Annotated in this window: 23 protein-coding genes, 1 tRNA gene and 1 other RNA gene; 11 read left to right on the top strand and 14 right to left on the bottom strand. The window is 68.6% G+C overall.

Annotation, left to right across the window (positions count from 1 at the left end; translation table 11 throughout):
• Positions 1-43: 43 nt before the first annotated feature.
• From WBL06_RS14495 to aceE, 5 genes are all read right to left on the bottom strand, one after another.
• Positions 44-292: an acyl carrier protein gene (locus WBL06_RS14495; RefSeq protein WP_424457235.1), complete on the bottom strand. Its 249-nt coding sequence runs from the start codon at positions 290-292 to the stop codon at positions 44-46.
• 81 nt (positions 293-373) lie between these two features.
• Positions 374-1,372, bottom strand: a complete 999-nt coding sequence (locus WBL06_RS14490) for a beta-ketoacyl-ACP synthase III (protein ID WP_424457234.1) — start codon at positions 1,370-1,372, stop codon at positions 374-376.
• Positions 1,369-2,298 (bottom strand): ACP S-malonyltransferase, encoded by a 930-nt coding sequence (locus WBL06_RS14485; protein ID WP_424457232.1) that lies wholly within the window; start codon positions 2,296-2,298, stop codon positions 1,369-1,371. The genes WBL06_RS14490 and WBL06_RS14485 overlap by 4 nt, the downstream gene beginning before the upstream one ends.
• Positions 2,299-2,386: 88 nt before the next feature.
• A complete protein-coding gene (locus WBL06_RS14480) occupies positions 2,387-3,574 on the bottom strand; it encodes a PucR family transcriptional regulator (RefSeq protein WP_424457231.1) in 1,188 nt (395 codons plus the stop codon).
• 15 nt (positions 3,575-3,589) lie between these two features.
• Positions 3,590-6,331: a pyruvate dehydrogenase (acetyl-transferring), homodimeric type gene (aceE, locus tag WBL06_RS14475; protein WP_424457229.1), complete on the bottom strand. Its 2,742-nt coding sequence runs from the start codon at positions 6,329-6,331 to the stop codon at positions 3,590-3,592.
• Between the two features lie 138 nt (positions 6,332-6,469).
• Here aceE and WBL06_RS14470 point away from each other — a divergent pair, with 138 nt between their 5' ends.
• Positions 6,470-6,943 carry a peroxiredoxin gene (locus WBL06_RS14470; RefSeq protein WP_424457227.1) on the top strand — a complete coding sequence of 158 codons (474 nt, stop codon included), beginning with the start codon at positions 6,470-6,472 and terminating at the stop codon, positions 6,941-6,943.
• Positions 6,944-6,957: 14 nt separating this feature from the next.
• On the opposite strand, the gene WBL06_RS14465 is transcribed toward WBL06_RS14470, so the two are convergent.
• Together WBL06_RS14465 and WBL06_RS14460 are read right to left on the bottom strand one after the other, a co-directional pair.
• Entirely contained in the window at positions 6,958-8,802 is a 1,845-nt protein-coding gene (locus WBL06_RS14465; protein WP_424457226.1) for a clostripain-related cysteine peptidase, read from the bottom strand.
• 86 nt (positions 8,803-8,888) lie between these two features.
• Positions 8,889-9,710, bottom strand: coding sequence for an ion transporter (locus WBL06_RS14460; RefSeq protein ID WP_424457224.1), 822 nt, complete (start codon positions 9,708-9,710; stop codon positions 8,889-8,891).
• A 41-nt stretch (positions 9,711-9,751) separates the two neighbouring features.
• On the opposite strand from WBL06_RS14460, the gene WBL06_RS14455 reads away from it, so the two are divergent.
• From WBL06_RS14455 to rnpB, 7 genes are all read left to right on the top strand, one after another.
• Positions 9,752-9,824 (top strand) — tRNA-Val (locus WBL06_RS14455).
• 27 nt (positions 9,825-9,851) lie between these two features.
• Positions 9,852-10,763 carry a DMT family transporter gene (locus tag WBL06_RS14450; RefSeq protein WP_424457222.1) on the top strand — a complete coding sequence of 304 codons (912 nt, stop codon included), beginning with the start codon at positions 9,852-9,854 and terminating at the stop codon, positions 10,761-10,763.
• Positions 10,764-10,772: 9 nt separating this feature from the next.
• The gene (locus WBL06_RS14445; protein WP_424457220.1) at positions 10,773-13,520 is read left to right on the top strand and encodes a cytosine permease; all 2,748 of its coding nucleotides are present in this window, start codon (positions 10,773-10,775) and stop codon (positions 13,518-13,520) included.
• A 4-nt stretch (positions 13,521-13,524) separates the two neighbouring features.
• The gene (locus WBL06_RS14440; protein WP_424457218.1) at positions 13,525-14,352 is read left to right on the top strand and encodes a Nif3-like dinuclear metal center hexameric protein; all 828 of its coding nucleotides are present in this window, start codon (positions 13,525-13,527) and stop codon (positions 14,350-14,352) included.
• A 13-nt stretch (positions 14,353-14,365) separates the two neighbouring features.
• The gene (locus tag WBL06_RS14435; protein ID WP_424457217.1) at positions 14,366-15,106 is read left to right on the top strand and encodes a zinc ribbon domain-containing protein; all 741 of its coding nucleotides are present in this window, start codon (positions 14,366-14,368) and stop codon (positions 15,104-15,106) included.
• Positions 15,103-15,549 (top strand): reverse transcriptase-like protein, encoded by a 447-nt coding sequence (locus WBL06_RS14430; RefSeq protein WP_424457215.1) that lies wholly within the window; start codon positions 15,103-15,105, stop codon positions 15,547-15,549. The genes WBL06_RS14435 and WBL06_RS14430 overlap by 4 nt, the downstream gene beginning before the upstream one ends.
• Positions 15,550-15,558: 9 nt before the next feature.
• Positions 15,559-15,931: RNase P RNA component class A (rnpB, locus tag WBL06_RS14425), an RNA gene on the top strand.
• Positions 15,932-16,009: 78 nt separating this feature from the next.
• On the opposite strand, the gene WBL06_RS14420 is transcribed toward rnpB, so the two are convergent.
• From WBL06_RS14420 to map, 3 genes are all read right to left on the bottom strand, one after another.
• Positions 16,010-16,213: a cold-shock protein gene (locus WBL06_RS14420; protein WP_191281889.1), complete on the bottom strand. Its 204-nt coding sequence runs from the start codon at positions 16,211-16,213 to the stop codon at positions 16,010-16,012.
• A gap of 176 nt (positions 16,214-16,389) precedes the next feature.
• A complete protein-coding gene (gene ppgK / locus WBL06_RS14415) occupies positions 16,390-17,148 on the bottom strand; it encodes a polyphosphate--glucose phosphotransferase (RefSeq protein ID WP_424457213.1) in 759 nt (252 codons plus the stop codon).
• 14 nt (positions 17,149-17,162) lie between these two features.
• Positions 17,163-18,047 (bottom strand): type I methionyl aminopeptidase, encoded by an 885-nt coding sequence (gene map, locus WBL06_RS14410; protein WP_424457211.1) that lies wholly within the window; start codon positions 18,045-18,047, stop codon positions 17,163-17,165.
• Between the two features lie 31 nt (positions 18,048-18,078).
• Here map and WBL06_RS14405 point away from each other — a divergent pair, with 31 nt between their 5' ends.
• Positions 18,079-18,249: a methionine aminopeptidase gene (locus tag WBL06_RS14405; RefSeq protein WP_424457210.1), complete on the top strand. Its 171-nt coding sequence runs from the start codon at positions 18,079-18,081 to the stop codon at positions 18,247-18,249.
• Here the strand turns inward: WBL06_RS14405 and WBL06_RS14400 are convergent.
• The 4 genes from WBL06_RS14400 to WBL06_RS14385 are packed head-to-tail and all read right to left on the bottom strand — an operon-like array spanning position 18,238 to position 21,834.
• Positions 18,238-18,426, bottom strand: coding sequence for a hypothetical protein (locus WBL06_RS14400; protein WP_424457208.1), 189 nt, complete (start codon positions 18,424-18,426; stop codon positions 18,238-18,240). The two genes, WBL06_RS14405 and WBL06_RS14400, sit on opposite strands and share 12 nt — an antisense overlap.
• Before the next feature lie 10 nt (positions 18,427-18,436).
• A complete protein-coding gene (locus tag WBL06_RS14395; RefSeq protein ID WP_424457206.1) occupies positions 18,437-19,252 on the bottom strand; it encodes a DUF72 domain-containing protein in 816 nt (271 codons plus the stop codon).
• Between the two features lie 4 nt (positions 19,253-19,256).
• Positions 19,257-20,078: a 3-methyl-2-oxobutanoate hydroxymethyltransferase gene (gene panB / locus WBL06_RS14390; RefSeq protein ID WP_424457204.1), complete on the bottom strand. Its 822-nt coding sequence runs from the start codon at positions 20,076-20,078 to the stop codon at positions 19,257-19,259.
• Between the two features lie 25 nt (positions 20,079-20,103).
• Positions 20,104-21,834, bottom strand: coding sequence for an NAD+ synthase (locus WBL06_RS14385; RefSeq protein WP_424457202.1), 1,731 nt, complete (start codon positions 21,832-21,834; stop codon positions 20,104-20,106).
• Positions 21,835-21,963: 129 nt separating this feature from the next.
• Between WBL06_RS14385 and WBL06_RS14380 the strand changes: the two genes are divergently transcribed.
• Both WBL06_RS14380 and WBL06_RS14375 read left to right on the top strand, forming a co-directional pair.
• The gene (locus WBL06_RS14380) at positions 21,964-23,301 is read left to right on the top strand and encodes a glutamine synthetase family protein (protein WP_424457200.1); all 1,338 of its coding nucleotides are present in this window, start codon (positions 21,964-21,966) and stop codon (positions 23,299-23,301) included.
• 28 nt (positions 23,302-23,329) lie between these two features.
• On the top strand, positions 23,330-26,230 hold the full coding sequence (locus tag WBL06_RS14375; RefSeq protein WP_424457198.1) for a bifunctional [glutamine synthetase] adenylyltransferase/[glutamine synthetase]-adenylyl-L-tyrosine phosphorylase: 2,901 nt from the start codon (positions 23,330-23,332) through the stop codon (positions 26,228-26,230).
• Positions 26,231-26,685 lie beyond the last annotated feature (455 nt).

Below are 26,685 nucleotides of genomic sequence, written 5' to 3'. Positions count from 1 at the left end.
GCACTCCGAAGGCGGGCGGGGGCTCACGCCCCCACCCTGATGGTTAACCCTGGGCCTTGACGATGAAGCTGACGGCGTCGCCGACGGTGACGAGGTTCTTGACCTCTTCGTCGGGGATCTTGACGTCGAACTTCTCTTCGGCGTTGACGACGATCGTCATCATCGAGATGGAGTCGATGTCGAGGTCGTCGGTGAACGACTTGTCGAGCTCCACGCTGTCGGTCGCGATGCCGGTCTCGTCGTTGATGAGCTCGGCGAGGCCCGCGAGGACCTCTTCGGTGGACAGTGCCATGGTGTTTCTCCTTGTTGGATGTGCGGGATGCGCAGTGGAGTCGGACGTTCGAATGACCGAGAACGAGTCTATCTAGGGGAGTCAGGGGAGCCGGACGACCTGGGCGCCGTAGACCAATCCAGCGCCGAAACCGATCTGCAGCGAGAGGCCGCCGCTCAGCTCCGGGTGCTCCTGAAGCAGCCGGTGGGTGGCAAGCGGAATGGATGCGGCAGACGTGTTGCCGGTCGTCTCGATGTCGCGCCCGATGACGACCGACTCCGGCAGTTTCAGCTGCTTCGCGAGTTCGTCGATGATGCGCATGTTCGCCTGGTGCGGCACGAAGGCGGCGAGATCCTCGACGGTGATGCCGGCGGCATCCAGCGCCTGCTTGGCGACCTTCGCCATCTCCCAGACCGCCCAGCGGAACACCGTCTGCCCGTCCTGCCGCATCGTCGGCCACGGCTTCACCTTGTCGAGGTACTCCTCGAAGGTCGCGTTCATGCCGACGGCATCCCACTTGGAGCCGTCCGATCCCCAGACCGACGCCGAGATTCCGGGTTCGTCGGCCGGGCCGACGATCGCCGCACCGGCGCCGTCGCCGAGCAGGAACGAGATCGAGCGGTCTTCGGGGTGGACGTACTGCGAGAGCTTCTCGGCGCCGACGACGAGCACGTACTCGGCGGCCCCGCTGCGCACGAGGGCGTCGGCCTGCGCGATCGCGTAGGTGTAGCCGGCGCACGCGGCGCTGACGTCGTAAGCAGGTGCCGGGTTGGCGCCCACCCGCTCGGCGAGCAGCGCCGCCATCGACGGGGTCACCGCGACGTTGCTGATGGTCGAGACGATGACGGCACCGATCTGGTCGGGCCGGATGCCGGCCTCCGCGATCGCCTCCTTCGACGCCGTCTCGGCGAGGTCGATGGCATCCACGCCCTTGCTCGCCCGCTTGCGGGTGATGATGCCGGTGCGCTGGCGGATCCACTCGTCGCTGGAGTCGATCGGGCCGACCAGGTCGTCGTTCGGCACCGTCAGGTCACCGCGCGCCGCGCCGAACGAGAGGATGCGGGTGTACTTGGGCCCTTCGGCCTGCTTCAGCGTGGTCATGAGCCTTCGATACTCTGTGATTCGATCAGGGCAAGAGCGGCAGGGATGTCGTCGGGGGTCTTCACCGCGACGGTGGGCAGGCCCTTCAGGCCGCGTTTCGCGAGACCGACGAGCGCGCCGGCCGGGGCGAGTTCGACGAGACCGGTGACGCCGGCCTTCTCGAACGCCGCCATGCAGAGGTCCCAGCGCACCGGGTTGGCGACCTGCCCGACGAGCAGGTCGACGTAGGTCGCACCCGACGACACAGTGGAGCCGTCTTTGTTGGTCCAGATGGTGACCGCGGGGTCGTGGATGGTCACGCCCGCCGCGGCGTCCCGCAGGCGCTCGACGGCGGGCTGCATGTAGCGGGTGTGGAAGGCGCCGGCGACCTGCAACGGGATGACCCGGGCGCCGGCGGGCGGGTTCTCGGCGAGCGCCGCGAGTGCGGCGAGGTCGCCCGCAACGACGAGCTGGCCGCCGCCGTTGTAGTTGGCGGGGGAGAGGCCGAGGTCATCCAGTTTCGCGAGCAGCTCGGCTTCGTCGCCGCCGATGACGGCGCTCATGCCCGTCGGCTCGAGCGCGGCGGCCTCGGCCATCGCGGTTCCGCGTTGTCGCACGAGGGCGAGCGCGTCGGCTTCGGTGAGGATGCCGGCCGCCGCCGCGGCGGCGAACTCGCCCACCGAGTGTCCCGCGACACCGGCGAGGCGGTCGCGCTGCCCGGCGAGCGCGCCGAATGCGAGCAGTGACGCGGCCACGATGAGCGGCTGAGCGACCGCCGTGTCACGGATGGTGTCGGCATCCGACACCGTGCCGTGCGCGACCAGGTCGAGCCCGGCGGCATCCGAGAGGGCCCCGAGGTGCTCGGCGAATCGCGGCTCGGCGAGCCAGGGTTCGAGGAATCCGGGGGTTTGCGATCCCTGGCCGGGGGCAACGACGACGACACTCACGAGAGACCATCCTGCCAGGCTCGACGGGCGCCGACTTGCGCGATTCGATCAAGAGTTGGCGGAATCGTTGGGCGATTCCTACGACGGCTCAGCGGTCGGTGTTCGCCTTCGGCGACCCGGCAATGGCGCCGACGACGAGGGCGGCCTGCAGGATGAGGGCCTCGCGCGAGCCGGTCGCGTCGTAGCCGATGACCTCCGAGATGCGCTTGAGGCGGTAGCGCACCGTATTCGGGTGCACGAACAACTCTCGCGCGGTCGCCTCGAGCGAGCGTCCGTTGTCGAGGTAGCACCACAGCGTCGTCAGCAGTTCGGTGGAGTGGTCGTGCAGCGGCCGGTAGATGCGGTTGATGAGGGTCGACCGGGCGAGCGGGTCGCCGGCGAAGGCGCGCTCGGGCAGCAGATCGTCGGCGAGCGCGGGTCGCGGGGCTTTGCGCCAGGCGCGGGCGACCGCGAAGCCGGCCAGCGCCGCTTTGGCGCTGCGCGCTGCTTCGAGCAGCGACGGCACGGCGTGGCCGAGTACCAGGTGCCCCGGGCCGAACCCGGGTTCGAGTTCGGCTGCGATGTCGAGGAACGGCCGCGGTTCGGCGGCGGTGTCGTCTTCCAGGGCGTCGACCCGGCCGATGACGATGACCAGCCGGCTGCCCTGCACTCCGATGAGCACGTCGGACTCGAGGTGACGCGCGGTGCGGCGCAGCATGTCGACGTCGAGCATCCGGGGCGCCGTGCCGACCAGCACGCTCACCTCGCCGTGCCCGTTCCAGCCGAGCGCGGCGATGCGACTCGGCAACTCCGAGTCGTACTCGCCGGTCAGGATCGAGTCGACCACGAGCGCCTCGAGCCGGGCGTCCCACAGGCCGCGGGCTTCCGCAGCGCGGGCGTAGACATCGGCGGCGGCGAAGGCGATCTCACGCGAGTACAGCAGGATGGCCTCGCGCAGGCTCTCCTCGCTGTCCTTCACCCGCTGCTCGACCACCTCGACCGTCACGCGGATCAGCTGGAGCGTCTGCTGCAGGCTCACCGAACGAAGCAGTTCTCGCGGCGCGGCGCCGAAGACATCCGCCGCGATCCACGGAATCGACTTCGGGTCGTCGTACCAGGAGATGAAACTCGTGATGCCCGCTTGGGCGACGAGCCCGACGGCGCTGCGGCGCCCGGGCGGCATGTCGCGATACCAGGGCAGCGTGTCCTCGAGGCGTTTCAGGGTGGCCGTCGAGAGCTCACCCGACAGCGTCCGCAGCCAGGCGAGGGTCTGCTGCTTTGTTCGCGGCGGCGCCATTCTCGGTGTCGCGCCCTAGCTCTCGCCGCCGGCGGATCCGGAGGTGCCCGCGGTCACGTCGTGCAGGCGGTAGCGCTCGATCGCCTGGGCCGGCGCGTCGGCCGCCACCTCACCGCGGCGCGCGAGCGACTGCAGCACGCGTACCACGATCGACGGGCCGTCGATCTTGAAGAACCGCCGCGCGGCCGCACGAGTGTCGCTGAAGCCGAAACCGTCGGCTCCGAGCGTGAGGTACTCACCGGGCACGAACGGCCGGATCTGGTCCTGCACGGCGTGCATGAAGTCGCTGACACCGACGAACGGTCCCTCAGCGCCCTGCAGCTTCTGCCACACGTACGGGATCTGCGGCGGCTCCTGCGGGTGCAGGAAGTTGTGTTCGTCGGCGGCGAGGCCGTCGCGCCGCAACTCGGTCCACGACGTGACGCTCCAGACATCCGCGGCGACGTTCCAGTCGCGTGCGAGAATCTCCTGCGCTTCGAGCGCCCACGGGATGCCGACGCCCGACGCGAGGATCTGGGCCTTCGGCCCGAAACCTTCCGCGGCCTTCAACTTGTAGATGCCCTTCACGATGCCCTCGACGTCGACGTTCTCGGGTTCCGCCGGCTGCGGCATCGGCTCGTTGTAGATCGTGATGTAGTACATGACGTTCGGGTCGGGATGCGGCTGGCCGTTCGCGTCCCGGCCATACATCCGCTCGAGACCGTCGCGCACGATGTGGCCGAGTTCGTAGCCGTAGGCCGGGTCGTACGAGACGACGGCCGGGTTCGTCGACGACAGCAGGTGCGAGTGGCCGTCGGCGTGCTGAAGGCCTTCGCCGGTGAGCGTCGTGCGACCGGCCGTCGCGCCCATGATGAAGCCGCGCGCCATCTGGTCGCCCGCCGCCCACATCGCGTCGCCGGTGCGCTGGAATCCGAACATCGAGTAGAAGACGTAGACCGGGATGAGTGGCTCGCCCTGCGTTGCATACGACGTGCCAGCCGCGGTGAACGCCGCGAAGGCACCGGCCTCGTTGATCCCGACGTGGAGGATCTGCCCCTGCGGGCTCTCCTTGTAGGCGAGCAACAGCTCGCGGTCGACCGAGGTGTAGTGCTGGCCGTTGGGGTTGTAGATCTTCGCCGTCGGGAAGTACGCGTCCATCCCGAACGTGCGCGCCTCGTCGGGGATGATCGGCACGATGCGATTGCCGAGACCCTTGTCACGCAGCAGATCTTTCAGCAGCCGCGCGAACGCCATCGTCGTGGCGACAGGCTGCTTGCCGGACCCCTTCTTCATGTCTTCGTAGGCGGCGTCGCCGGGAAGCGTGATCTGCGTGTACTTCGACCGCCGCTCCGGCAGGTAGCCCCCGAGCTCGCGCCGGCGCTCCTGCAGGTACTCGATCGCCGGGTCACCGGCTCCCGGGTGGTAGAAGGGCGGCTGGTACGGGTCGGCCTCGAGCTGGGCATCGGTGATCGGGATGCGCATCTCGTCACGGAACTGTTTGAGGTTGTCGAGCGTCAGCTTCTTCATCTGGTGGGTCGCGTTGCGGCCCTCGAACGACGGGCCCAAGCCGTAGCCCTTGACCGTCTTGGCGAGGATGACGGTCGGCTGCCCCTTGTGTTCCGTCGCCGCTTTGAAGGCGGCGTACACCTTGCGGTAGTCGTGGCCGCCGCGCTTGAGGTTCCAGAGCTGGTCGTCGGTGAGGTCTTTCACCAGTTCGACGGTGACCGGGTCGCGGCCGAAGAAGTTCTCGCGCACGTATGCGCCCGACTCCGCCTTGTAGGTCTGGTAGTCGCCATCGGGCGTGACATTCATCAGGTTGACGAGAGCGCCCGTCGTGTCCTTCGCGAGCAGGGCATCCCACTCGCGGCCCCAGACGACCTTGATGACGTTCCAGCCGGCGCCGCGGAAGAACGACTCCAGTTCCTGGATGATCTTGCCGTTGCCGCGTACCGGGCCGTCGAGCCGCTGCAGGTTGCAGTTGATGACGAAGGTGAGGTTGTCGAGCTTGTCGTTCGCGGCCCACTGCAAGGCGCCGCGGCTCTCGACCTCATCCATCTCGCCGTCGCCGAGGAAGGCCCAGACGTGCTGGTCGGAGGCATCCTTGATGCCGCGGTTGGTGAGGTAGCGATTCGCCTGCGCCTGGTGGATGGCGTTGATCGGGCCGAGGCCCATCGACACCGTCGGGAATTCCCAGAACTCCGGCATGAGCCGCGGGTGCGGGTACGAGGAGATGCCGTGCGGCGCCTGCGACTTCTCCTGACGGAAGGCGGAGAGCTGCTGCTCGCTCATCCGGCCCTCGAGGTAGGCGCGGGCGTACATGCCGGGGGAGGCGTGGCCCTGGTAGAAGATCTGGTCTCCGCCGCCCGCGTGATCCTTGCCACGGAAGAACCAGTTGTGACCGACCTCGTAGAGGGCGGCCGAGGAGGCGTAGGTGGAGATGTGGCCGCCGACCGCGATGCCGGGACGCTGAGCGCGGTGCACGGTGATCGCGGCGTTCCAGCGGATCCACGCTCGGTAGCGGCGCTCCACCTCTTCGTCACCCGGGAAGGCGGGCTCGTTCTCGGGTGCGATCGTGTTGATGTAGTCGGTCGTCGGCACCATCGGCACGCCGAGCTGCAGGTCTTTCGAGCGCTTGAGCAGGCTCAGCATGACGTCGCGACCGCGGCCTCGGCCCTTCGCCGCGACGAGGGAGTCGAGCGACTCCTGCCACTCGGCGGTCTCGTCAGGGTCCTGATCGGTGTGATCGACCGAATACGGGTCCTGGTCGTTGATGGGCACCGGTGACCTCACAAGTGTTCGACGCTGGTAGAGCGTGCTGGTGGCTTGAGTTGCGATCTTGTGGATCGCCGCGCGAAAGCGCCGTTCCACTCTAGTTGTCCCGGCCGTTCGAGATTTCGAGGCGTAGTATCGTGCGCTGTGGCTCTTGAGAACGACACGCAGGCACCTGATTTCGACCTCGCCAACCAGTTCGGCGAACGAGTGCGGCTCAGCGACTTTCGCGGTGTGAAGGCGGTTGCGCTGGTCTTCTTCCCACTCGCCTTCTCGGGCGTGTGCACCGGCGAACTGTGCGCTCTGCGCGACAATCTCGACCTGTTCACCGATCACGACGTCGAGTTGCTCGGTGTCTCGGTCGACTCGAAGGCGACGCTGCGCGCCTTCGCCGAACAGGAGGGCTACGACTTCCCGTTACTCGCCGACTTCTGGCCGCACGGAGCAGTCGCCAAGGAGTACGGCGTGTTCCTTGACGAGAAGGGCTTTGCGAATCGGGCGACCTTCGTGATCGACGTCAAGGGCGTCATCCGGGCGTCGTTCATCACGGCCCCCGGCGAGCCGCGCTCGATCGAGGAGTACCGGGCAGCTCTCGACGAGGTCCGCCCGCTCCACGTCTGATCAGGACCGACTCGCTAGGGAACGGTGACCAGGGCACTGACGGAGGCGGCGTTGCCGCCGAAGTCGACGACCCAGAGTTCGACGACGAGCTGCGTTCCCGACGACAGCGGGTCGACGTAGTACTGAAGGTTGGCGAGCTCGGCCGACAGTTCGACGCCGTTCGGCGACACCCATTCGTACTGGCCGGTCGTCGGGTCGTACTTCTGCACCAGCGGCACGATCAGCCCGTCGGGCTGCACCGACAGCTCGCCGTAGCTTCCGGTCGAGGTGTTGTACGCGTAGTAGGTCTCCGAGATGATCGAGCCGGTCGCGGCGTCGAGTCCGAGCTCGAGCAGCCCGTTGATCGCCGCGCTGCCGTTCGAGTCGTAGTAATCGAGCGGCACGCTCACGCTGGCTGTGCCGGCATTCTCGTCCTGCGAGTACGCGAGGTAGCCGAGCGATGTCTCCGTGCCGTCGTCGAGCGAGAGATAGCCGAGGTTGTAGAACGCGCTCGCGACGCCCGAGCCGTCGCTGGAGACTTGCGCGGGACGCTCACCGATGTAGCTGATCGTGCCGTCGCCGTTCAGGATGCCGTAGTACAGGAAGGCTTCCGAGATGTTGTCTTCGGCATCCGCCCCGAACTGACCCGACACGTAAAGGCCGCCGTCGGCGAACTCCACAATCGCGTCGTTCGAGATGAAGTCGGGCGGATCGCCGATCTGACCGCCCTCGGCGTAGTACGTGGTGAGGAAGTCGGCCCAGCCGGTGCGTTCGGCGACGGCGGCGTACTCCGGGTTGTAGACCCCGTCGTTCGGCGGGAAGTAGATCGAGAGACCGGTCGCGCCGCGCGTCGCCTGCCCGTCGACCTTGTCGATGACGACGTCGTTGACGGCGCGCACCACGGCATCCGCTTCGTCTGCCACGTCGAGCGCGTCGACGCTGATCTCGCCGGCGAGGATGCCGAGGTCTTTCATGTGGGTGTCGAAGCGCGGGTCGGGGTTGCTACCGAACCCGAGAGTCTGCGCGAGCGTGCGCCCCACGGTCGGCGCGACGTCGGCGACCCGTTCGGTAAGCGCTTTCGCGAAGGTCGTGACCGCTTCATCGACGGCGGCGAAGTTCTCGAGATCGATGAGGGAGAGCGTGATCTCGTTCTCCGTGCCGGAAGCCAGAGCCTGGTTGCGGAAGCCTTCGATCAAAGCCGAACCGAGCTCGTCGACGTTTGCGCCGCGGTACGCCGCCTCGAGGGCGCTGTAGTCCCAGCCGTGACCGGGTTCGAGCTCCTGGGATGCGAGCAGCCGGTCGGCGTGCGGTGCCATCGTCGAGGCCACCTCGAGCGTCGCCATCAGGCACGCGTCGAAGCCGAGCATCTCAAGTTTGTCGACTCCGGCATCCTCCAGGCCTTGGCCGATCGCCTGGTCGAGTTCGGCGAGCGTAAGCGAGTCCTGGTCGTGGGACTCGTCGCCACCGACCCCCGGCCACGATGCTCCGTGGTCGGAGATGATCAGCCCGTAATTCGCCGCCGGGTAGGCCTTGATGGTCTCGCTGATGAAGAGGGCGAGCGTCTCGGGGTCGCCCGTGTTGATCGGGCCGTAGTCGTAGAGCTCCGTTGCGCCGCCCTTCTCGATCTCGAGCAGCTTCGCGCCGGTCCAGTCGGGGATGCCGAGCACCGACGTGTCGGTGTAGCCCTCGGCGCGGTCGACGAGGGCGACCAGATTGAAGCCGGGTCGCGACCCGACCAGACCCATTTCTTCGACGTCGTCCATCATGAAGGGCTCGAGGTTGGTGTCGGCGATCTGGTAGCTCAGAATCGTCCAACTATCGGGGGCCTGGATGCCCCCCGGGGTGCCGACGCACGCCGTCAATCCGGCCGCGGCTAGCACGCTCGCCCCGAAAGCAGAGAGGACTCTCCTCAACCGTGAGCGCGACATCCGTCTGCCTCTTTCGTTCGACTGGGGGTGATGCTCGCTCAGGATACTGGTCGCTCGGGGCCGCCGGTCGATGTCGCGGCCTCCAACCGGGCCACCTGTTCCCGCAGCGCCTTCAGCTCGTCGAGGATGCGCTCGTCGATCGCCTTGTCTTCTTCGATCGCCTCGTCGAGATCGGCGATCTTCATGCGATCCATCGCTTCGACGACGACCGCGATCAGCAGGTTGAGCACGATGAGGGTGGCAGCGATCGTGAACACGATGAAGAAGCCCCAGATCCACGGCGCGTCGAACGCCATCGGCGCCACGAAGTCGGGCCAGCCGTCGCCGAACATGATGCGGAAGAGCGACGCGCCCGACACCCAGAGGTCGCCGAAGTGGGCGGGGTTCTGAGCCCCGAACAGCGTGGTCGCCGCGACTGCGAATACGTAGATCAGCATGAACAGCAGTGCGCCGATCGAAGCGATGCCCGGCATCGAGGCGCCGAGTGCGGTCACCACGAGACGCATCGACCGCACGGCCGACAGCAGGCGCAGAACGCGCAACAGCCGCAACACCCGCAGGACGCCGGCCTCACTGCCCGCGGGAATGAGCGCGACGATGACCACGAAGAGGTCGAAGAGGTTCCAGCCGTTTCGGAAGAATTTCAGGCCGTGCGCGAAGATGCGCAACGTGATCTCGACGACGAAGACGCCGATGATGATCGCGTTGAGGATCCCTAGCGCGCCCCCGACCGCATCCACGATCACCGGGTAGGTCTCGAGGCCGAGGATGATCGCGTTGAGCACGATCAGCACGATGATGAAACGCTGGAACGGCTTCGACTCGACCAGGATGCGGACGCGATCGCGAGCGGCTCTCATGCCGACACTTTAGGGCGACCCGGTAACATCGAGCGCGTCGCGGGCTCTTAGCTCAGTTGGTAGAGCGCCTCGTTTACACCGAGGATGCCGGGGGTTCGAGTCCCTCAGGGCCCACCGCCGATTCGTCGCTATCGTCATGGAGTGGCGGGCGCGCGGATCTCGGGAATCGTCGCCCTCGTGCTCGCGTGTCTGCTCTGGGGCACGACCGGCACGACGGCGACCTTCCTGCCCGACGATGTCAGCCCCCTCGCGGTCGGCGCCGCGACCATGGGAATCGGCGGGCTGTTGCTGCTCGTCACTGCGCCGCGGCTCTCGGGTGCGGTGCTCCGGGATGCCGTCGGTCGCCGCTGGGCCGCCATCGGGGCGATCGGCGTCGTCGTCTACCCGTTGGCGTTCTATACCGGGATGGACATCGTCGGGGTGGCGGTGGGCAACGTCGTGGCCCTCGGTTCCGGCCCGGTGTTCGCGGCACTCATCGAATGGGTGGTCGAACGGGAACGGTTGTCGGCGCGCTGGCTGGTCTCGACCGCTCTTGCCGTGCTCGGCATCACGCTTCTGGCGTTCGGTCGTCAGGAAGGTGGGGCGGCCGCATCGCCGGGGCTGGCGGCGCTCGGCATCGCGGTCGGGCTGCTTGCCGGCCTGGCCTACGCGCTGTACACCTACGCATCGTCGCGGGCGATCCGCGCCGGGCATCCCTCCCGAGGCGTCATGGGCGGGATGTTCGGGCTCGGCGCGGTGCCGCTGCTGGTCGTCTTGGCGGCCATCGGCGGGCCGCTGACGCAGTCCTCGACATCGGTCGGGTTGAGCGCCTATCTCGTACTCGGGCCGATGTTCCTGGCCTACCTGCTGTTCGGGATCGGACTGCGATCAGTGCGCAGCTCGGCCGCGACGACGATCACCTTGCTCGAGCCGGTGGTCGCCACCGTGCTCGCGGTACTCGTCGTGGGGGAGCGGCTGACCCCCATCGGCTGGGTCGGCTTCGGGCTCGTGCTCGTCGGACTCGCCGTGCTGGTTTCGGCTCGTCGCGCCGCGCGGAGCATCCCTCGCACCTAGAATCCGAGCATGACCGACGAACCATCGGGCACAGGCACACCGGGGGCCGACGCCGACCCCTACGTGCCCACGGGTGCCCGCCGGTCTACCTACACCCCGCCGGGATCGGATGCCGGTCCTGATTTCGACGACGACGCCCTCGCCGAGGCGATGGCCGCCGAGGTCGCGTCGTACACATCGCCGGTCTCCATCATCCCGCCCGTCGAACCGCTGATGGCGCCGCCAGCGGATGCCCCCGACGCAGAGCCGGCAGAGGCCGTTGAGCCGGCAGAAGCCGTTGCGCCGGCAGAGGTCGTTGAGCCGGCAAAAGCCGTTGCGCCGGCAGAAGCGTTGGAACCGGCAGAGGCGATCGTGCAGGGAGAAGTAGTCGATCCGACGCCCGAGACCTCGACGAGCCCGACCCTCGAGGCGATCGAACGGCTCGAGAACGAACTGCGACGCCGCGCCGACGAAGCCGGTGCGGCCGAGGCTCCAGTTTCCGAGCCCGAGCCCGAGCCCGTGCCCGTCGCGCCACCCGCCACCGAAGCGACTGCCCCGCCGCATCCCGACGGGCCGCTGTTCCCGGCACCGCCGACGTTCCTACGCCCGACGCCTCCCGAGGGTTTCCGGCCGCCCGAGGGCTTCGGGCCTCCCGAGGGTTTCGCGCCGCCGGAGGGTTTCGCGCCGCCTGAGCCCCCGACAGAACCGGCACCACCGGAAGAACCTGTCGCCACCCCGGAACCCGCACAAGCTGCCGAGCCGCCGACCTGGGCGCCTGCTGGTTTCCGGGAAGCGCCGCCCCCGGAGCCGCCCCACCTCGTGGAGCCGCCCTTCCTGGCACCTCCGCCGCTGGTCGAACCTCCCGCCCCGACCACCGGTGCGGTCGAGATCCCCTCGCTGGCGCCTCCACCCGCAGCCCCGCCGCTGCCACCCCCTTCGGTGTTCGGCGCACCACCGGTCACCGCCGCTGTCGACCTGCCACCGCCGGTGATGAACGACTTCGCCCACCTTCCGCCGCCCGTCGGGATCGAGCCGGCAGCGATTCCGCCGTATGACCCGACTGCGCAGGCTCTCCAGGAGTTCGGACCCCCGCTGCCGCACCCCGACGACGAGCGCTTCACCGAGACTCCTCCCGCCGCGCCGGCCGATGACGTCGCCGACGCGCCGCTGGAGGAGGACGACGACGTCGTCGACGACGTCGATCGCGCCTACAGGGCCGGAGCGATCGTCGTCGACTCGACCGGTTCGGTGCATGTCGTCGCTCCGCCGTCGGAGCCCATCCCGACGGTGCGTCTCGCCGACGACGAGCCCGCCCTCGTCGACGAACAGCCGCAGTCGCATCCTGCCCTTCTCATCGAGTCGGCCGGGCCGGAGCCGACCGCGCTCGACCTGCGCGCCGGTCGCGCCGCTCGCCTGTTCTGGCTGTGGTTCGCCGCGAATTCGTCTGTCGTGTCGCTGACCGCCGGTGCCGTGCTGTTCGGGATGGGCATGAGCCTGCGTCAGGCGCTCGTCGCGATCTTCCTCGGCGTCGCCCTCTCCTGCCTCCCGCTCGGCCTCGTCACCCTCGCCGGCAAGTGGAGCGGGCAGCCGACGATGATCGTCTCGCGCGCGACCTTCGGCATCGCGGGCAACGGTCTGCCCGCAGTTCTCGCGCTGATTTCGCGGGTCTTCTGGGGCGCCGCCCTGCTCTGGGTACTCGCGACCGGAGTCGCCGCCGTACTCGTGGACGCCGGCCTCGACGCCGGCCTCGGGGCACAGCTGTGGACCCTCGTCGGGCTCGGCGCCGGATTCGCGCTGGCCTTCGTCGTGGCGATCTTCGGCTACGGGCTGATCGCCCGCGTGCAACTGGTGCTGAGCATCCTGACCGGGGTGCTCGTCGTCGGTGTGGTGTTGCTCACCTTCCCGCGTGTCGACCTCGCCGCGGCGCAGAGCGTCGCCGACGGGCCGTGGATGCTGTTGGTCACCGGGGTCGTGGTGGTGTTCAGTTTCGTGGGGCTCGCCTGGGTGCACTCCAGTGCCGACGTCGCGCGCTACCAGCGCCCCGGGAGCGATGGGGGCGCAACGGCTCTCTGGGCGGCCTTCGGCGCGACCCTGCCGGCCCTCATCCTCGTCGCCTGGGGCGCGCTCCTCGCGGCATCCGACCCCCTCATCGCCGACGGTCTCGCCACCAACCCGCTCTACACGATCGCCGCGCTCCTGCCGCTGTGGTACCCGGCGCCACTCCTCGCCGCGCTCGGGCTGGGCCTGATCTCAGGCGTCGTGCTGACCATCTACTCCGGAGGGTTCGCGCTGCAGTCGCTCGGCGTCCCGGCCCGACGATCGGCGACGACGGCGATCGCCGGGGTGCTGGTGCTCGGCGTCGGTGCCGTACTGATCTTCCTGGTCGGGGATGCTCGCGGCCTCATCGTCGACGTCGCGACGACGATCGCCGTTCCGGTCGCCGCCTGGGCGGGCATCCTCGGCGCCGAGGTCATGCTCCGCCGCCGCCGATTCGACGGCGAGTCGCTGCTGCGTCGGGGCGGTGTGTACCCGGCGGTGCGTTGGCCCAACCTGATCGGGCTCGTGGTGATCAGCGGCATCGGCTTCGGGCTGACTTCGGCCACACTCACGGGACTGGGCTGGCAAGGGTACCTCCTTCCGTTCCTCGGTCTCGGGGAGGGCGACCAGCTGCTCACCAGCGACTTCGGAGTGCTCGTCGCGCTCATTCTCGGCATCCTGCTGCCCCTGGCCACCGCGGTGCCGGCGATCCGCCGACAGGAACGCACGCTCGTAGACTGAACGGATGACCATTACGGGGTCCACCCTCGCCGACGTCGAGACGTGCGTCGAGGCGCTCTGGCCGGTCGCGGGAGCGGAACCGTGGGATGCCGTGGGTCTGCTGTCGGGAGATCCGGGAGCCGACGTGCGCCGCATCCACCTCGCCGTCGATGCGGTGCTCGACACCGTCGACGAGGCGATCGAGGCGCACGCCGACCTGTTGCTCGTGCACCACCCGCTGCTGCTGCGGGGGGTGACGACGGTCGCCGAGACCCGATACAAGGGTGCCGTGGTCGCCCGCCTCATCCGCGCGGGCTGCGCGCTGCTCGCGGCGCACACCAATGCAGATGTCGTCACCGCCGGCACCTCGGCCGTACTGGCCGAGCGCCTGGGGCTTCTCGACGCCCGCCCGCTCGTCCCGTCGCCGGCGAACCCGACGCATGGCATCGGGCGCGTCGGCGACCTGGCCGAGCCGACGACACTCGGGCGGCTGGCCCGCGGGCTCTCCGACATCCTTCCGGCCACCGCGCAAGGCATCAGGGTCGCAGGGGAGTACGACCGCCCGGTGACCCGGGTCGCGCTGTGCGCCGGCGCGGGTGATGCCTACCTCGCGCTGCCCGAGGTTCTCGCCGCCGACGTCTACATCACGAGCGACCTGCGCCACCACCCGGCGTCCGAAGCGCGCGAGAACGCCCGGGTGTCACGCGGCCCGGCGCTCATCGACGTGTCGCACTGGGCGAGCGAATGGTTGTGGCTCGACGTCGCCGCCGCGCAGCTGCGCGAGGCCCTGCCGGGCGTCGAGGTCACGGTGAGCGACCTGCGCACCGACCCCTGGGAATTCGCGATCGTATGAGGAAGAGGAACGAATGGGTCTGAAGGCCGCCCCCGAAGACCAGGCGCTGCTGCTGGAGCTGCAAACACTCGACACCACCCTGCGGCAACTCGCACGGCGGGCCGAGAAGCTGCCCGAGCGCGAGATCGTCGACCGGCTGGACTCGACGCGTACCGCCCTCGAGCGCACCCGTGCCGAGCAGTCCGGCGCGGCCGAGGATGTGCGGCTCGAGCTGAAGCGCACCGAAGCGGATGTCGAGGTGGTTCAGGCGCGCATCGTCCGCGACACGGAGCGGCTGAACACGAGCGCCTCGGTGAAAGACGTGGCCGCGTTGGAACAGGAACTCGAGGCCCTCGGGCGTCGCAAGAGCGACCTGGAAGACATCGAGCTCGCCGTCATGGAGACCCTCGAACAGCGCGAGGCCGACCTTGCCGCGACCGAGGGGGAGCTCGCCACGCTCTCCAGCGCGATCGCCGAGGCGACCTCAGCGCGCGATGCAGCTCTCGCCGAGATCGAGGCGGCGCGGGCTCAGGCGGCGGCCGGTCGGCAGACGGTCGCGGCCAAGGTGCCGGCCGATCTGCTCGCCCTCTACGAGAAGCAACGCGAGCGGTACGGAACGGGTGCCTCGCACCTGCGTGGCGGGGTGTCGAGCGCGAGCGGTGTGGCCCTCGCCGCGACCGACATGACGAAGATCCGCGCGGCGGATCCCGACGACGTCATCCTGTGTCCCGACTCGAGCGCGATCCTGGTGCGCACCGCGGAATCGGGACTGTGACGTCAGCGCGGGCGCGCCGGCTCATCGTCGAAGCGGACGGCGGATCGCGGGGCAACCCGGGAATCGCGGCCGGTGGTTCGGTCGTCATTGACGAAGCCACGGGGGAGGTGCTCGCCGAACTCGGCGTGTACGTCGGGGTCGCCACCAACAACGTCGCCGAGTACTCCGGGATGATCGCCGGCGTCAGGCGCGCCCTCGCGATCGACCCGAACGCCGAACTCCGCATCCGGCTCGACTCGAAACTCGTGGTCGAGCAGATGAGTGGACGCTGGAAGATCAAACATCCCGACATGGCCAACCTCGCCGCCGAGGCCCGCGATCTCCTCATCGGCACCCCGGTGGCCTTCGAATGGATCCCGCGCCTAGAGAACTCGCGAGCCGACCGACTGGCGAATGAGTCGATGGACAAGAAGATGTCGTTCGCCCGCCCCGAGGTACCCTAAGAAGGCAAACGGGCCGGCCAGACGGTCGCGTCGTCGCTCTTCGGAGCGGTGCCGAGGAACGTCCGGGCACCACAGGGCAGGGCGGTGGGTAACACCCACCCGGAGTGATCCGCGAGAAAGTGCAACAGAGAGCAGACCGCCTCCGGCCTTCGGGTCGGCGGTAAGGGTGAAACGGTGGTGTAAGAGACCACCAGGGGCCCGAGTGATCGGGCTCGCTGGGTAAACCTCGCCTGGTGCAAGGTCAGACAGGGAACGCTTGAGGGGGCCCCCCGAGTTCCCGGGTAGACCGCTAGAGGGCTGCGGCAACGTAGTCCCGAGAGAGATGGCCGTCACTCAGCCGAAAGGTTGGGGACAGAACCCGGCGTATCGGCCGACCCGTTTGCACCCCGAAGCCCTCACGGCGCCGCAGACGCACGAACGCGCCACCCCCGAAGGGACGACGCGTTCGCAGTTTGTGGGATCAGGCGATCTTGATGCTCGCGGCCTGCGGGCCCTTGGGGCCCTGCGCGACCTCGAACGTGACCTTCTGTCCCTCTTCGAGGGACCGGTAACCCGACGCCTCGATCGCGGAGTAGTGGGCGAACAGATCCTGCGATCCGTCGTCCGGGACGATAAAGCCGAAACCCTTTTCGGCATTGAACCACTTCACGGTTCCACTGGGCATTACGTACTGCTTTCTGGCGCAAGACTCCGTCGATCGGAGCAACTGTGCATTGACGGTAGCGGACGAAGTGAATGTTTGTCTCCCCCCGTAGCCAGAACTTCATACAACTGAAATATGGCGAAACCGTGCGCGAAGGTGCCGCGAAGCGGGCCGGAAGGCCCGAGATGGGGGTCGGGTCAGAGCAATCGGGCGGCAAGCCAGGCAGCACCGAGGATGCCGGCGTTGTTGCGCAGCTCGGCCGGCACGATCGGGGTGCGCAGCTTGAGCAACGGCAGGAACTGGTCGGCTTCCTTCGAGACGCCTCCGCCGACGACGAACAGGGTGGGGGAGAAGAGCATCTCGACGGTCTCGTAATACCGCTGCAGGTACTTCGCCCACCGTGCCCAGGTGTACCGACCGCGTTCCTTCGCGGCGAACGAGGCCCGACGTTCGGCATCCTTGCCGTCGATCTCGAGGTGACCGAGTTCGGTGTTGGGGATGAGCACGCCGTCGTAGAGGAAGGAGCTGCCGATTCCGGTGCCGAGGGTCGTCATGATCACGAGCCCGCGGCGGTTCCGGGCGGCTCCGAAGTGCAGTTCGGCTACGCCAGCGGCATCCGCATCGTTGACGAAGACGATGTCGCGACCCAGGGTCTGTTCGAACAGCGACTCGGCGGGCAGCCCGATCCAGCGCTTCGAGATGTTTGCGGCCGACATCGTGCGGCCACCGATCACCACGGCGGGGAAGCAGACTCCGACCGGCACCTTCCCGGTGCTGTCGCCGAACCGTTCCACCATCGCGGCCACTTCGGCGACGATGTCGGCCGGTTCGCCCCCCTGGGGGGTGGCCACCTTCAGCCGCTCGCTGGCCAGCTCGCCGGTCGTCACATCGACGAGGGCACCTTTGATTCCGGTACCGCCGATATCGATTCCGATGGCGAGGCTCGTCGTGGCCATGCCTGCATCTTGCCTCATGGCCGCGTCAGGATCTCGGCGCCGCGCTCCGTCACCACGATCGTGTGCTCGAACTGGACGGTCAGGGTGCCGTCGCGCGTCACGATGGTCCAGCCGTCGTCCCACTCGTCCCACTCGACGGTGCCCGGCTGTTCGGGCGTCCCGAGGGTCAGCATCGGCTCGACCGTAAACACCATGCCGGGCTGCATCACGGTCGCGTGGTCGGGTGCGGAATCGTAATGGGGCACGACGAGGCCGGAGTGGAACGCCTCGCCGACGCCATGACCGGTGTAGTCGCGCACGACTCCGTAGCCGAAGCGTCGCGCGTAACTCTCGATGGCTCGACCGATGACGTTGATCTCGCGACCCGGCGCGACGGAGCGGATGCCGCGGTTCAGCGCCTCCCTGGTGCGCTCCAATAGGTCGGCGGCGTCGGGCGCGACGTCGCCGACGCCGAAAGCGGCACAGAGGTCGCCGTGCATCCCATCTTTGAACGCGGTGATATCGACCTTCACGATGTCACCATCGAGCAGCACCGTGTCGTCGGGGATCCCGTGGCAGATGGCCTCGTTGACCGAGGTGCAGATCGACTTCGGGAATCCGCGGTAGCCGAGCGCGGAGGGGTAGGCATCGTGCGCGACGAGGAAGTCGTGCCCGACGGCATCCAGCTCGTCGGTGGTCACGCCGGGGCGGATCGCGGCAGCCACCGCTTCGACGGCTTGCGCGGCGATGCGCCCGGCGGCGCGGATGCGAGCGACCTGTTCGGCGTCGTAGCGGTCGTCGCCGTCGTACGGGCGTGGCCCCGGCCGGCCGACGTACTCGGGGCGCGGGATGCGGCCGGGCACCTGTCGGGAGGCTCCGATGCGACCCGGGATCAGGTGTCCGGAGTCGTCACGAGGCATGATTCGAGACTACCGAGCGTAGGCTTTCGGCATGAGCGAGTGGTGGTACAACCACAAGACCGGTGAGGTCGAGGAGGGGCCGCAGTCCCTCGGATCCGACCGTGACGGGCCCTACGCAAGCCGCGCAGACGCCGAACGCGCGCCGGAGATCGCGCGGGAGCGGGCCCGCGCCTGGGCGGCCGAGGACGAGTCAGACGGCTAACTGCTGAGCCGCGAGTGGGCCTGCGCGTCTCGCGGTGTCGCCGAGCACAACCCCGCCCCCGGCATCCTCGGCCTGCGCGCGGAATCGTTCGTCGGCTTGGCGCAGACCGAGCGGGTAGAACGTACTCCGCCACGGCGGGTAGACCCGCGCCGCCATCCCGACGGACGCCTGGCTCACGGACCGATTCTCACGCCTGGAGGCGCGAACGCAGCGCCACGGCATCGTGTGGTGCGTGACCGCGGGCGTCGTTGTCGAAGTACACGTAGGCGTCGCGGCCAGCGTCGAGATGCGTTCGCACCCACTCCGCCCAGTGATCCACAGCCTCGGGCGTGTAGCCGCTCGCGTAGAGCTCGGTGTCGCCGTGCAGACGCGCGTAGACGAATCCTTCCGTGACGCGATCGATCGCGGGCCAGGTACCTGCGCTGTCGGCGACGACGATCGCGACCTCGCGGGCGGCGGCTGCGGTGGCGAACTCGACCGAGTCGAACGATGGATGCCGGGGCTCGAACGCGTGGCGCAGCGGCCGGTCGGCGTCGATCTCGAGATACTCGCGGCCGTGCATCCGTTCGTGCCTGCGACGGGCCAGATCGCGGGCGCCTGCCGTCGTGCGCGGCAATAGATCGAGGAAGCCGTCGACCAGGTCGGGGTCGTACGGAAGGTCGGCGGGGGTCTGCCACACGATCGGGCCGAGCTTGTCGGCGAGCGCCAGCACGCCGGAGGCGAAGAAGTTCGCGAGCGCCTCCTCGACATCGCGGAGTCGCTTCATGTGTGTGACGAAGCGGGGGCCCTTGACGGCGAAGACGAAGTCGTCGGCAGCCGCGTCGCGCCAGCGCATCCAGGAGGTGGGTCGCTGAAGTGAGTAGAACGACCCGTTGATCTCGACCGAGTCGAGGCGTTCGGCGGCGTAGGCGAGTTCGTCGGCCGGCCTCAAGCCGCGCGGGTAGAAGTCGCCCCGCCAACCGGCGTACCGCCATCCGGAGATGCCGATGAACGCGCGGGACATGTCGTCAGTCGTCGTCGTAGGAGTGCTCCGGGGCCGGGTAGGCGCCCGACGCGACGTCGGCGGCCCAGGTCGTGGCGGCATCCCCGAGCACCTGGGCGATGTTGGCGTATTGCTTGACGAACTTCGGGATGCGACCGGTCGTCAGGCCGGCCCAGTCGGTCCAGACGAGCAACTGGCCGTCGCAGTGGGGGCCGGCTCCGACGCTGATCGTGGGAATCGAGACCGCCTCGGTCACGCGCTTCGCCGCGGCGTTCGGCACCATCTCAAGCACCACGGCGAAGGCGCCGGCGGCTTCGACGGCCTTCGCGTCGGCGAGCAGCGCCTCGACGCCGGTCTCGCCGCGACCCTGGATGACGTGGCCGCCGAGCTGATGCTCGCTCTGCGGCGTGAATCCGATGTGCGCCATCACCGGGATGCCGGCCGACACGATGCGCCGGATCTGCTCGGCGCTGCGCACCCCACCCTCGAGCTTCACGGCGTGGGCGCCGGTCTCTTTCATGAACCGGAACGCCGTATGCAGCGCCTCGTCGGCGGAGGTCTCGTACGACCCGAACGGCATGTCGGCGACGACGAACGCGCGCTTGACGGCGCTCGCGACGCCGCGGGTGAGGGGGATGAGGTCATCCAGGGTCACCGGCACCGTCGTGTCGTAACCGAGCACGTTGTTGCCTGCCGAGTCGCCGACCAGCAGGAAGTCGATGCCCGCCTTATCGAAGATGGCCGCGGTCAGCATGTCGTACGACGTGAGGCCGGTGATCTTGATGCCCTGCTGCTTCGCGTTGTGGAAGTGCCGGGTACGGACGCGTTTGACGACCTCGTCTGCCATTGGTCCAGGCTAGTCGGGCTTCGGGCTAGCCCGCCGGGCGTGAGGTGATCGGCAGGCGGCGGTCGCGGCCGAACGCCATTCCCGAGACCTTCGGGCCGATGGCACCCTGGCGGCGCTTCCACTCGGCGCGGTCGACGAGCTTCGCGACGAACTCGACCGTGGTGCGGTCGTAGCCGGCGTCGATGATGTCTTCGCGGCCGAGGCGCTGGGTCACGTAGAGCTCCAAGATGGCGTCGAGCAGCGGGTAGGGCGGCAGCGTGTCCTGGTCGGTCTGGTCGGGTCGCAGCTCGGCGCTGGGGGGCTTGGTGATCGAGGCCTCGGGGATCGGCGGGGTCTCGCCGCGGGCGGCGGCATGCTCGTTACGCCACTTCGCGAGCTCCCAGACGAGGGTCTTCGGTACATCCTTGATCGGGGCGAAGCCGCCCGCGGTGTCGCCGTAGATCGTGGAGTATCCGACGGAGACCTCGGTCTTGTTGCCGTTGGTGAGAGCGAGGTGCCCGTTGCGGTTCGACTCGGCCATCCAGAGCATCCCGCGCACGCGCGCCTGCACGTTCTCGGCAGGCACGCCGGTCAGGCCGAACTGCTTCTCGATCACCGCGACGATGTCGCCGATCGGTTCGACCCAGTAGTGGAAGCCGATGCGCTGCGCCAGGTCGGCGGCGTCATCGACCGAGCCTTCCGACGAGTATCGCGACGGCATCGAGATGCCGTAGACCCGGTCGGCGCCGATCGCGTCGGCGGCGATGGCCGCACAGACGCTCGAGTCGATGCCGCCCGAGACGCCCAACACGACGGACGGGAAACCGTTCTTCTCGACGTAGTCGCGCAGGCCGAGCACGAGGGCGTTCCAGAGTTGCTCGCGGTCGTCGGGAAGCTCGGCGATGTCGGGCTCCAAGACGCCGGCTTCGTCGCCGCGGGCATCCACCTCAACCCGCAGCACGTTGTCGGGAACGTCCTGCGCACCGGCGGAAGCCGGGTCGACGTCGACGAGCAGCAGGTGCTCGCGGAACTGCGGCGCCCGCGCCAGGATCACGCCCTGGCCATCGACGACGACCGAGTCGCCGTCGAACACCAGGTCGTCCTGCCCGCCGACGAGGTTCACGTAGGCGACGATCGTGTCGGTCTCCACCGCCCGGCGGGTCACCAGCGGCAGGCGCACCTCGTCTTTGTCGCGCTCGTACGGCGACGCGTTGAGCACGAGCAGCAGCCCGGCATCCGCGTCGAGCACCCGACCGACCGGGCCACCGTCGCGCCAGAGGTCCTCGCAGATGATGACCGCGACATCCACGCCCTTCATTCGCAAGACCAGCAGCTCGTCGCCCGGGATGAACACGCGGTACTCGTCGAACACGGAGTAATTGGGCAGATGGTGCTTCGCGTAGCGGGCTCGGATGCTGCCGCCCTGGATGACGGTGGCGCAGTTCTGCGCAATCGCCGTGGGCGCATTCGAGGTGTCGAGCAGACGCGGCTCGAAGGGGCCGTCGGGGTGGCCGACCACGACGACGAGGTCGCCCAGCCCTTCCGCGACGAGTCGGGCGGGCAGCGCGTCGATCGCGGCCCGGGCGGCCCGCAGGAAGCTGGGTTGTGCTGCGAGGTCTTCGATCGGGTAGCCGCTGATCGTCATCTCGCCGGTCAGCAACAGGTCGGCGCCGGCATCCCAGGCCTCGTGCGCCGCGGCCAGCAGCTTGTCGGTGTTGCCGGCGAAGTCCCCGACGATGGGATTGGACTGAGCAAGCGCCAATCGCAGACGAGGCATGTTGCTAGCCTAATGACGGTCGCAGTGACCCGGGACGAAGTACCGAGAGGACCCAGCGGAGCCGAGCGCTCGCGTGCGGTCGGCGGAGCGGCCTGCGCCGCAGCAGCGGCGGCGCAGATAAGGAGCAGAGTGGATAAGCAGCGCGACTTCGTTCTTCGCACCATCGAGGAGCGCAGCGTCAAGTTCGTGCGCCTGTGGTTCACGGATGTCGTCGGCACCCTCAAGTCGGTCGCGCTGGCGCCCGCCGAGGTCGAGGGCGCGTTCAACGAGGGCGTCGGGTTCGACGGTTCCGCGATCGAAGGGCTGTCCCGGGCCTACGAGGCCGACATGCTCGCGTTGCCCGACCCGTCGACGTTCCAGATCCTGCCGTGGCGCGGCGAGATCGATCCGACGGCGCGCATGTTCTGCGACATCACGACCCCCGACGGCCAGCCGGCGATCTCCGACCCGCGCAACGTGCTCAAGCGTGCCCTCGCGTCGGCCGCTGACCGCGGTTTCACCTTCTACACGCATCCCGAGATCGAGTTCTACCTGCTGAAGTCGAGCAAGCTCGAAAACGGACTCCCCGTGCCGGTCGACTCGGCGGGCTTCTTCGACAACGTGCCCGGTGGCACCGCCAACGACTTCCGTCGCCGCTCGGTGCGGATGCTCGAAGACCTCGGCATCTCGGTCGAGTTCAGCCACCACGAGGCCGGCCCCGGGCAGAACGAGATCGACCTGCGCTACGCCGACGCGCTGACAACGGCCGACAACATCATGACCTTCCGCACGGTCGTGAAAGAGGTCGCGATCGAGCAGGGCGTGTACGCGACGTTCATGCCGAAGCCGATGACAGCGCACCCCGGATCGGGCATGCACACCCACATGTCGCTCTTCGAGGGCGACGCGAACGCCTTTTTCGACCCGTCGGGGCAGTACCAGCTCTCCACGATCGGCAAGCAGTTCGTCGCCGGGTTGCTGCGCCACGCGCCCGAGATCACCGCGGTCACCAACCAGTTCGTCAACTCGTACAAGCGCCTCTGGGGCGGCGACGAAGCCCCGAGCTACCTCACCTGGGGCCACAACAACCGCTCGGCGCTCGTGCGCGTGCCGCTGTACAAGCCGGGCAAGGGCCAGAGCGCGCGCATCGAATACCGTGCGATCGACTCGGCGGCGAACCCGTACCTGTCGTTCGCGCTGCTGCTCGCGGCCGGGCTCAAGGGCATCGAGAACGGGTACGAGCTGCCTCCCGAGGCGGAAGGCGACGTCTGGAGCATGTCGCCTGCGGAACGCAAGGCGCTCGGGTATGGCAGCCTGCCGGCATCCCTCGATCACGCCCTCGGCCTGATGGAGGAGAGCGAGCTGGTCGCCGAGACGCTCGGCGAGCAGGTCTTCGAGTATGTGCTCGCCAACAAGCGCCGCGAGTGGGCCGGCTACCGGGCCCAGGTCACGCCGTTCGAGCTCGAGAGCAACCTCGAGATCCTGTAATCCACCCGCTTTGCGGGGAGAGCACCACATGACGCGGACGACGACGACGCTGACCGAGCTGGCGAGGCTCGGCTTCGCCGACCTCGGTGCGGCGCGGGATGCGCTGGACACGATGCCGGGTGCGCTCGCGCCGATCTTCGCGCTGGCCGCCGATCCCGACCAGGCGTTGCGGCTGTTGGGCGGATTCCGCGCGACGGCGACCAAGGCAGTGGATGCGGTGCTGAAGGATTCTGCGGCTACGGAGCGACTCATCCGCGTGCTCGGAGCTTCATCCGGGTTGGCGTCCTTTCTTGAGCGGCATCCGGAGCGTCTCGCCGTCTTTCGCGCCCCTCTCACCGAGCCCTCCGACGCCGAAGCGGTGGGCGCGGTGCTGCTCGCCTCGATCGACGGCGTGGAGGGCGAAGCGGCCTGGAACGCGCTTCGCACCGCGTACCGGGCCGAGCTGGTGCGCCTCGCGGCCTGGGACCTCGAGCAGCCCGACGGAGCTCTTGTCGTCGACCGCGTGGCGGCCGGTCTCGCGGACCTCGCCGGCGCCGCACTCGACGCCTCGTTGGCGCTCGCTCGCAGATCGACCCGGTTCCCCGCCGAGGAGGCCGCTGCGACGCCACTCGCGATCATCGGGATGGGCAAGTCGGGCGCGCGCGAACTCAACTACCTGAGCGACGTCGACGTGATCTTCGTCACCGACGGGGGAGACCGCGAGGTCGAGATCGCGACGGCCTTGGCCCGCGAGACGATGCGTGGCATCGCCGAACTCGCCATCGAGCCGCCGCTGTGGGAGGTGGATGCCAACCTCCGCCCGGAAGGCAAAGACGGCGCGCTCGTGCGCACCCTCGACTCCCACCTCGCGTACTACGAGCGCTGGGCCAAGTCGTGGGAGTTCCAGGCGCTGCTCAAGGCCCGCCCGCTCGCCGGCGACCGCGAGCTCGGCGAACGTTACGTCGCCGGGGTCGCGCCGCTCGTGTGGTCGAGTGCGTCACGCGAGAACTTCGTCGAGTCGGTGCAGGGGATGCGCGAACGGGTCACCGCGCACATCCCGGCCGATGAGGTCGACATTCAGATCAAACTCGGGCCGGGCGGCCTGCGCGATGTCGAGTTCACCATCCAGTTGCTGCAGCTCGTGCACGGGCAGGCAGACCCCGCGGTGCGCGAGCGTTCCACGCTCGATGCGCTGCTCGCCCTCGCGGACCAGGGCTACATCGGCCGCGTCGAGGCCGCCGGTTTCGCGCACGACTACCGGTTCTTGCGCCTGCTGGAGCACCGCATCCAGCTCTCCCGGATGCGGCGCACCCACCTCATGCCGCGCGAGGAGGCGCAGCTGCGCGTGCTCGCGCGAGCGTCGGGACTCGCCACGACCGCCGACGGCGTGGTCGAGGCCTGGCAGAAGGTCAAGCACGACGTGCGCACCCTGCACGAGCGGCTGTTCTACCGTCCCCTGCTCTCGGCGGTGGCGGCGCTTCCCGATGACGGGTATGCGCTCACCAGCGAGCAGGCCGAAGCCCGGCTGGCGGCGATCGGCTTCCGCGACCCGCGGGGCGCCCTGCATCACATCGCGGCGCTTACCTCCGGAGTGTCGCGGCGCGCGCAGATCCAGCGCAACCTGCTGCCGGTCATGCTGCAGTGGTTCTCGGAGGGGGCCGACCCCGACGCGGGGCTGTTGGCATTCCGGCGTCTTTCCGACGACCTGGGCGAGGCGTACTGGTTCCTGCGGATGCTGCGCGACTCATCGGGAGCGGCGCAGCGCCTGACCGCGGTTCTGTCGGGGTCGAAGTTCGTGGGAGTGCTGCTGGAGCGCATCCCCGAGTCGGTCGTCTGGCTTGAGACCGACGGCGAGCTCTCGCCCCGGCCTGCGGCCCTGCTGTTGGAGGAGACCGCAGCGACCGTCGCCCGCCACTGGGACGATCAGGATGCCGCAGCCGCTGCCCTGCGCACCGCTCGCCGGCGTGAGGTGCTGCGCCTCGCACTGGGCGCCATTCTGGGCGAGATCAGCGTCGAGGAGCTCGGCAAGGGTCTCAGCGACATCACCACCGCGCTGCTCACCGGGGTGCTGGCACTCGTGCATCGCTACGGCGATGGCATCGAGTTCGGCGTCATCGCGATGGGCCGGTACGGGGGAGCGGAACTCGGCTTCGGCAGCGACGCCGACGTCATGTACGTCTACCGGCCGGCCGGCGTCGACGGCGAGGAGGCTCAACGCCGCGCGGAGCACATCGTGCACGAGCTGGCGCGGCTCACCGAAGACCTGCGGCTTCCGCTCGATCTCGACCTCGGGCTGCGGCCGGAGGGCAAGAACGGCGCGATCGTCCGCTCGCTCGACTCGTACCGGGCGTATTACGCGCGCTGGTCGCTCACCTGGGAGGCGCAGGCGCTGCTTCGCGCGCGCGGGGTGGTCGGCGACCCCGGCGTTCTCGCGGCGTTCGAGGAGCTCGCCGACGAGATCCGGTACCCCGTCGAGATCGCTCCCGCCGATGTGCGGGAGGTGCGCCGAATCAAGGCGCGCGTCGAATCCGAGCGGTTGCCGCAGGGCGCCGACCCGGCGCGGCACCTCAAACTCGGTCGCGGGTCGCTGTCGGATGTCGAGTGGTTCGTGCAACTGCTGCAGCTGCAGCACGGGGCTGCGGTACCGGGGCTGCGCACGACATCCACGTTGTCGGCTCTCGCGGCGGCCTCGGGGGCGGGTTTGGTGCCCGCCGAGGATGCCGAGAAGTTGCGCGCCGCCTGGCTCATCGCGTCGCGGGCCCGCTCGGCGATGACCCTGTGGACCGCGAAGACCGCCGACGTGCTGCCGACCGATCGCCAGCAGCTCGAGGGCGTCGCGCGGCTGCTGGAGTACCCGCCCGGGGGTGCGTCGCGGCTCGAAGAGGATTACCTGCGCACCACGCGGCTTGCTCGTCAGGTGTTCGAGAAGCGGTTCTACGGCGACGGCTGATCGCCCAGAGCACTGATTTGCGTCGAGCGCTATTGGGTCATTGCGTGCACTCGACGCAAATCGAGGCAGTCGGCGGCCGACGGAGCCACAACGCGAAGGGCCGCGCTCCCGAAGGAACGCGGCCCGATGCGTGAAACCGAGGATCACACCCCGAAGTACAGCTCGGCTTGAGGATCTGAGAACCGGAGAGCGATCCTCGGGACGGTACTTCCCTAGAGATACTAGGGAAGTGCGATGTCACGCACGAGCATGGTCGTTACCGCGGCTGTCCGAGAACCTGTCCGTTTACTCGATTCTTGGCCGTCCTACGGGGTTCGCTGGAGGTCGACGGGTGGTGCCGCCTACCTCATTGGTATGAGCGACGACCGCCCCCGCCTCTGGACTCCGCAGGAGCTTGCCGAGTACACGGGCATCCCGATCAGGACGCTCGCTGACTGGCGGACAGAGCGTGCGCG

It is taken from the genome of Pseudolysinimonas sp., from assembly GCF_049651805.1.
Lineage (GTDB): Bacteria > Actinomycetota > Actinomycetes > Actinomycetales > Microbacteriaceae > Pseudolysinimonas_A.
Note: the sequence above shows the minus strand (reverse complement) of the source record. Positions and strands in the feature narration are given on the sequence as shown.

Bases quoted from the DNA above. Each gene is read 5' to 3' on its own strand.
- WBL06_RS14495 (WP_424457235.1), bottom strand. From the start codon at position 292: ATGGCACTGTCCACCGAAGAGGTCCTCGCGGGCCTCGCCGAGCTCATC.
- WBL06_RS14490 (WP_424457234.1), bottom strand. From the start codon at position 1,372: ATGACCACGCTGAAGCAGGCCGAAGGGCCCAAGTACACCCGCATCCTC.
- WBL06_RS14480 (WP_424457231.1), bottom strand. From the start codon at position 3,574: ATGGCGCCGCCGCGAACAAAGCAGCAGACCCTCGCCTGGCTGCGGACG.
- WBL06_RS14460 (WP_424457224.1), bottom strand. From the start codon at position 9,710: ATGAGAGCCGCTCGCGATCGCGTCCGCATCCTGGTCGAGTCGAAGCCG.
- WBL06_RS14445 (WP_424457220.1), top strand. From the start codon at position 10,773: ATGACCGACGAACCATCGGGCACAGGCACACCGGGGGCCGACGCCGAC.
- WBL06_RS14440 (WP_424457218.1), top strand. From the start codon at position 13,525: ATGACCATTACGGGGTCCACCCTCGCCGACGTCGAGACGTGCGTCGAG.
- WBL06_RS14435 (WP_424457217.1), top strand. From the start codon at position 14,366: ATGGGTCTGAAGGCCGCCCCCGAAGACCAGGCGCTGCTGCTGGAGCTG.
- WBL06_RS14420 (WP_191281889.1), bottom strand. From the start codon at position 16,213: ATGCCCAGTGGAACCGTGAAGTGGTTCAATGCCGAAAAGGGTTTCGGC.
- ppgK (WP_424457213.1), bottom strand. From the start codon at position 17,148: ATGGCCACGACGAGCCTCGCCATCGGAATCGATATCGGCGGTACCGGA.
- map (WP_424457211.1), bottom strand. From the start codon at position 18,047: ATGCCTCGTGACGACTCCGGACACCTGATCCCGGGTCGCATCGGAGCC.
- WBL06_RS14405 (WP_424457210.1), top strand. From the start codon at position 18,079: ATGAGCGAGTGGTGGTACAACCACAAGACCGGTGAGGTCGAGGAGGGG.
- WBL06_RS14395 (WP_424457206.1), bottom strand. From the start codon at position 19,252: ATGTCCCGCGCGTTCATCGGCATCTCCGGATGGCGGTACGCCGGTTGG.
- panB (WP_424457204.1), bottom strand. From the start codon at position 20,078: ATGGCAGACGAGGTCGTCAAACGCGTCCGTACCCGGCACTTCCACAAC.
- WBL06_RS14385 (WP_424457202.1), bottom strand. From the start codon at position 21,834: ATGCCTCGTCTGCGATTGGCGCTTGCTCAGTCCAATCCCATCGTCGGG.
- WBL06_RS14375 (WP_424457198.1), top strand. From the start codon at position 23,330: ATGACGCGGACGACGACGACGCTGACCGAGCTGGCGAGGCTCGGCTTC.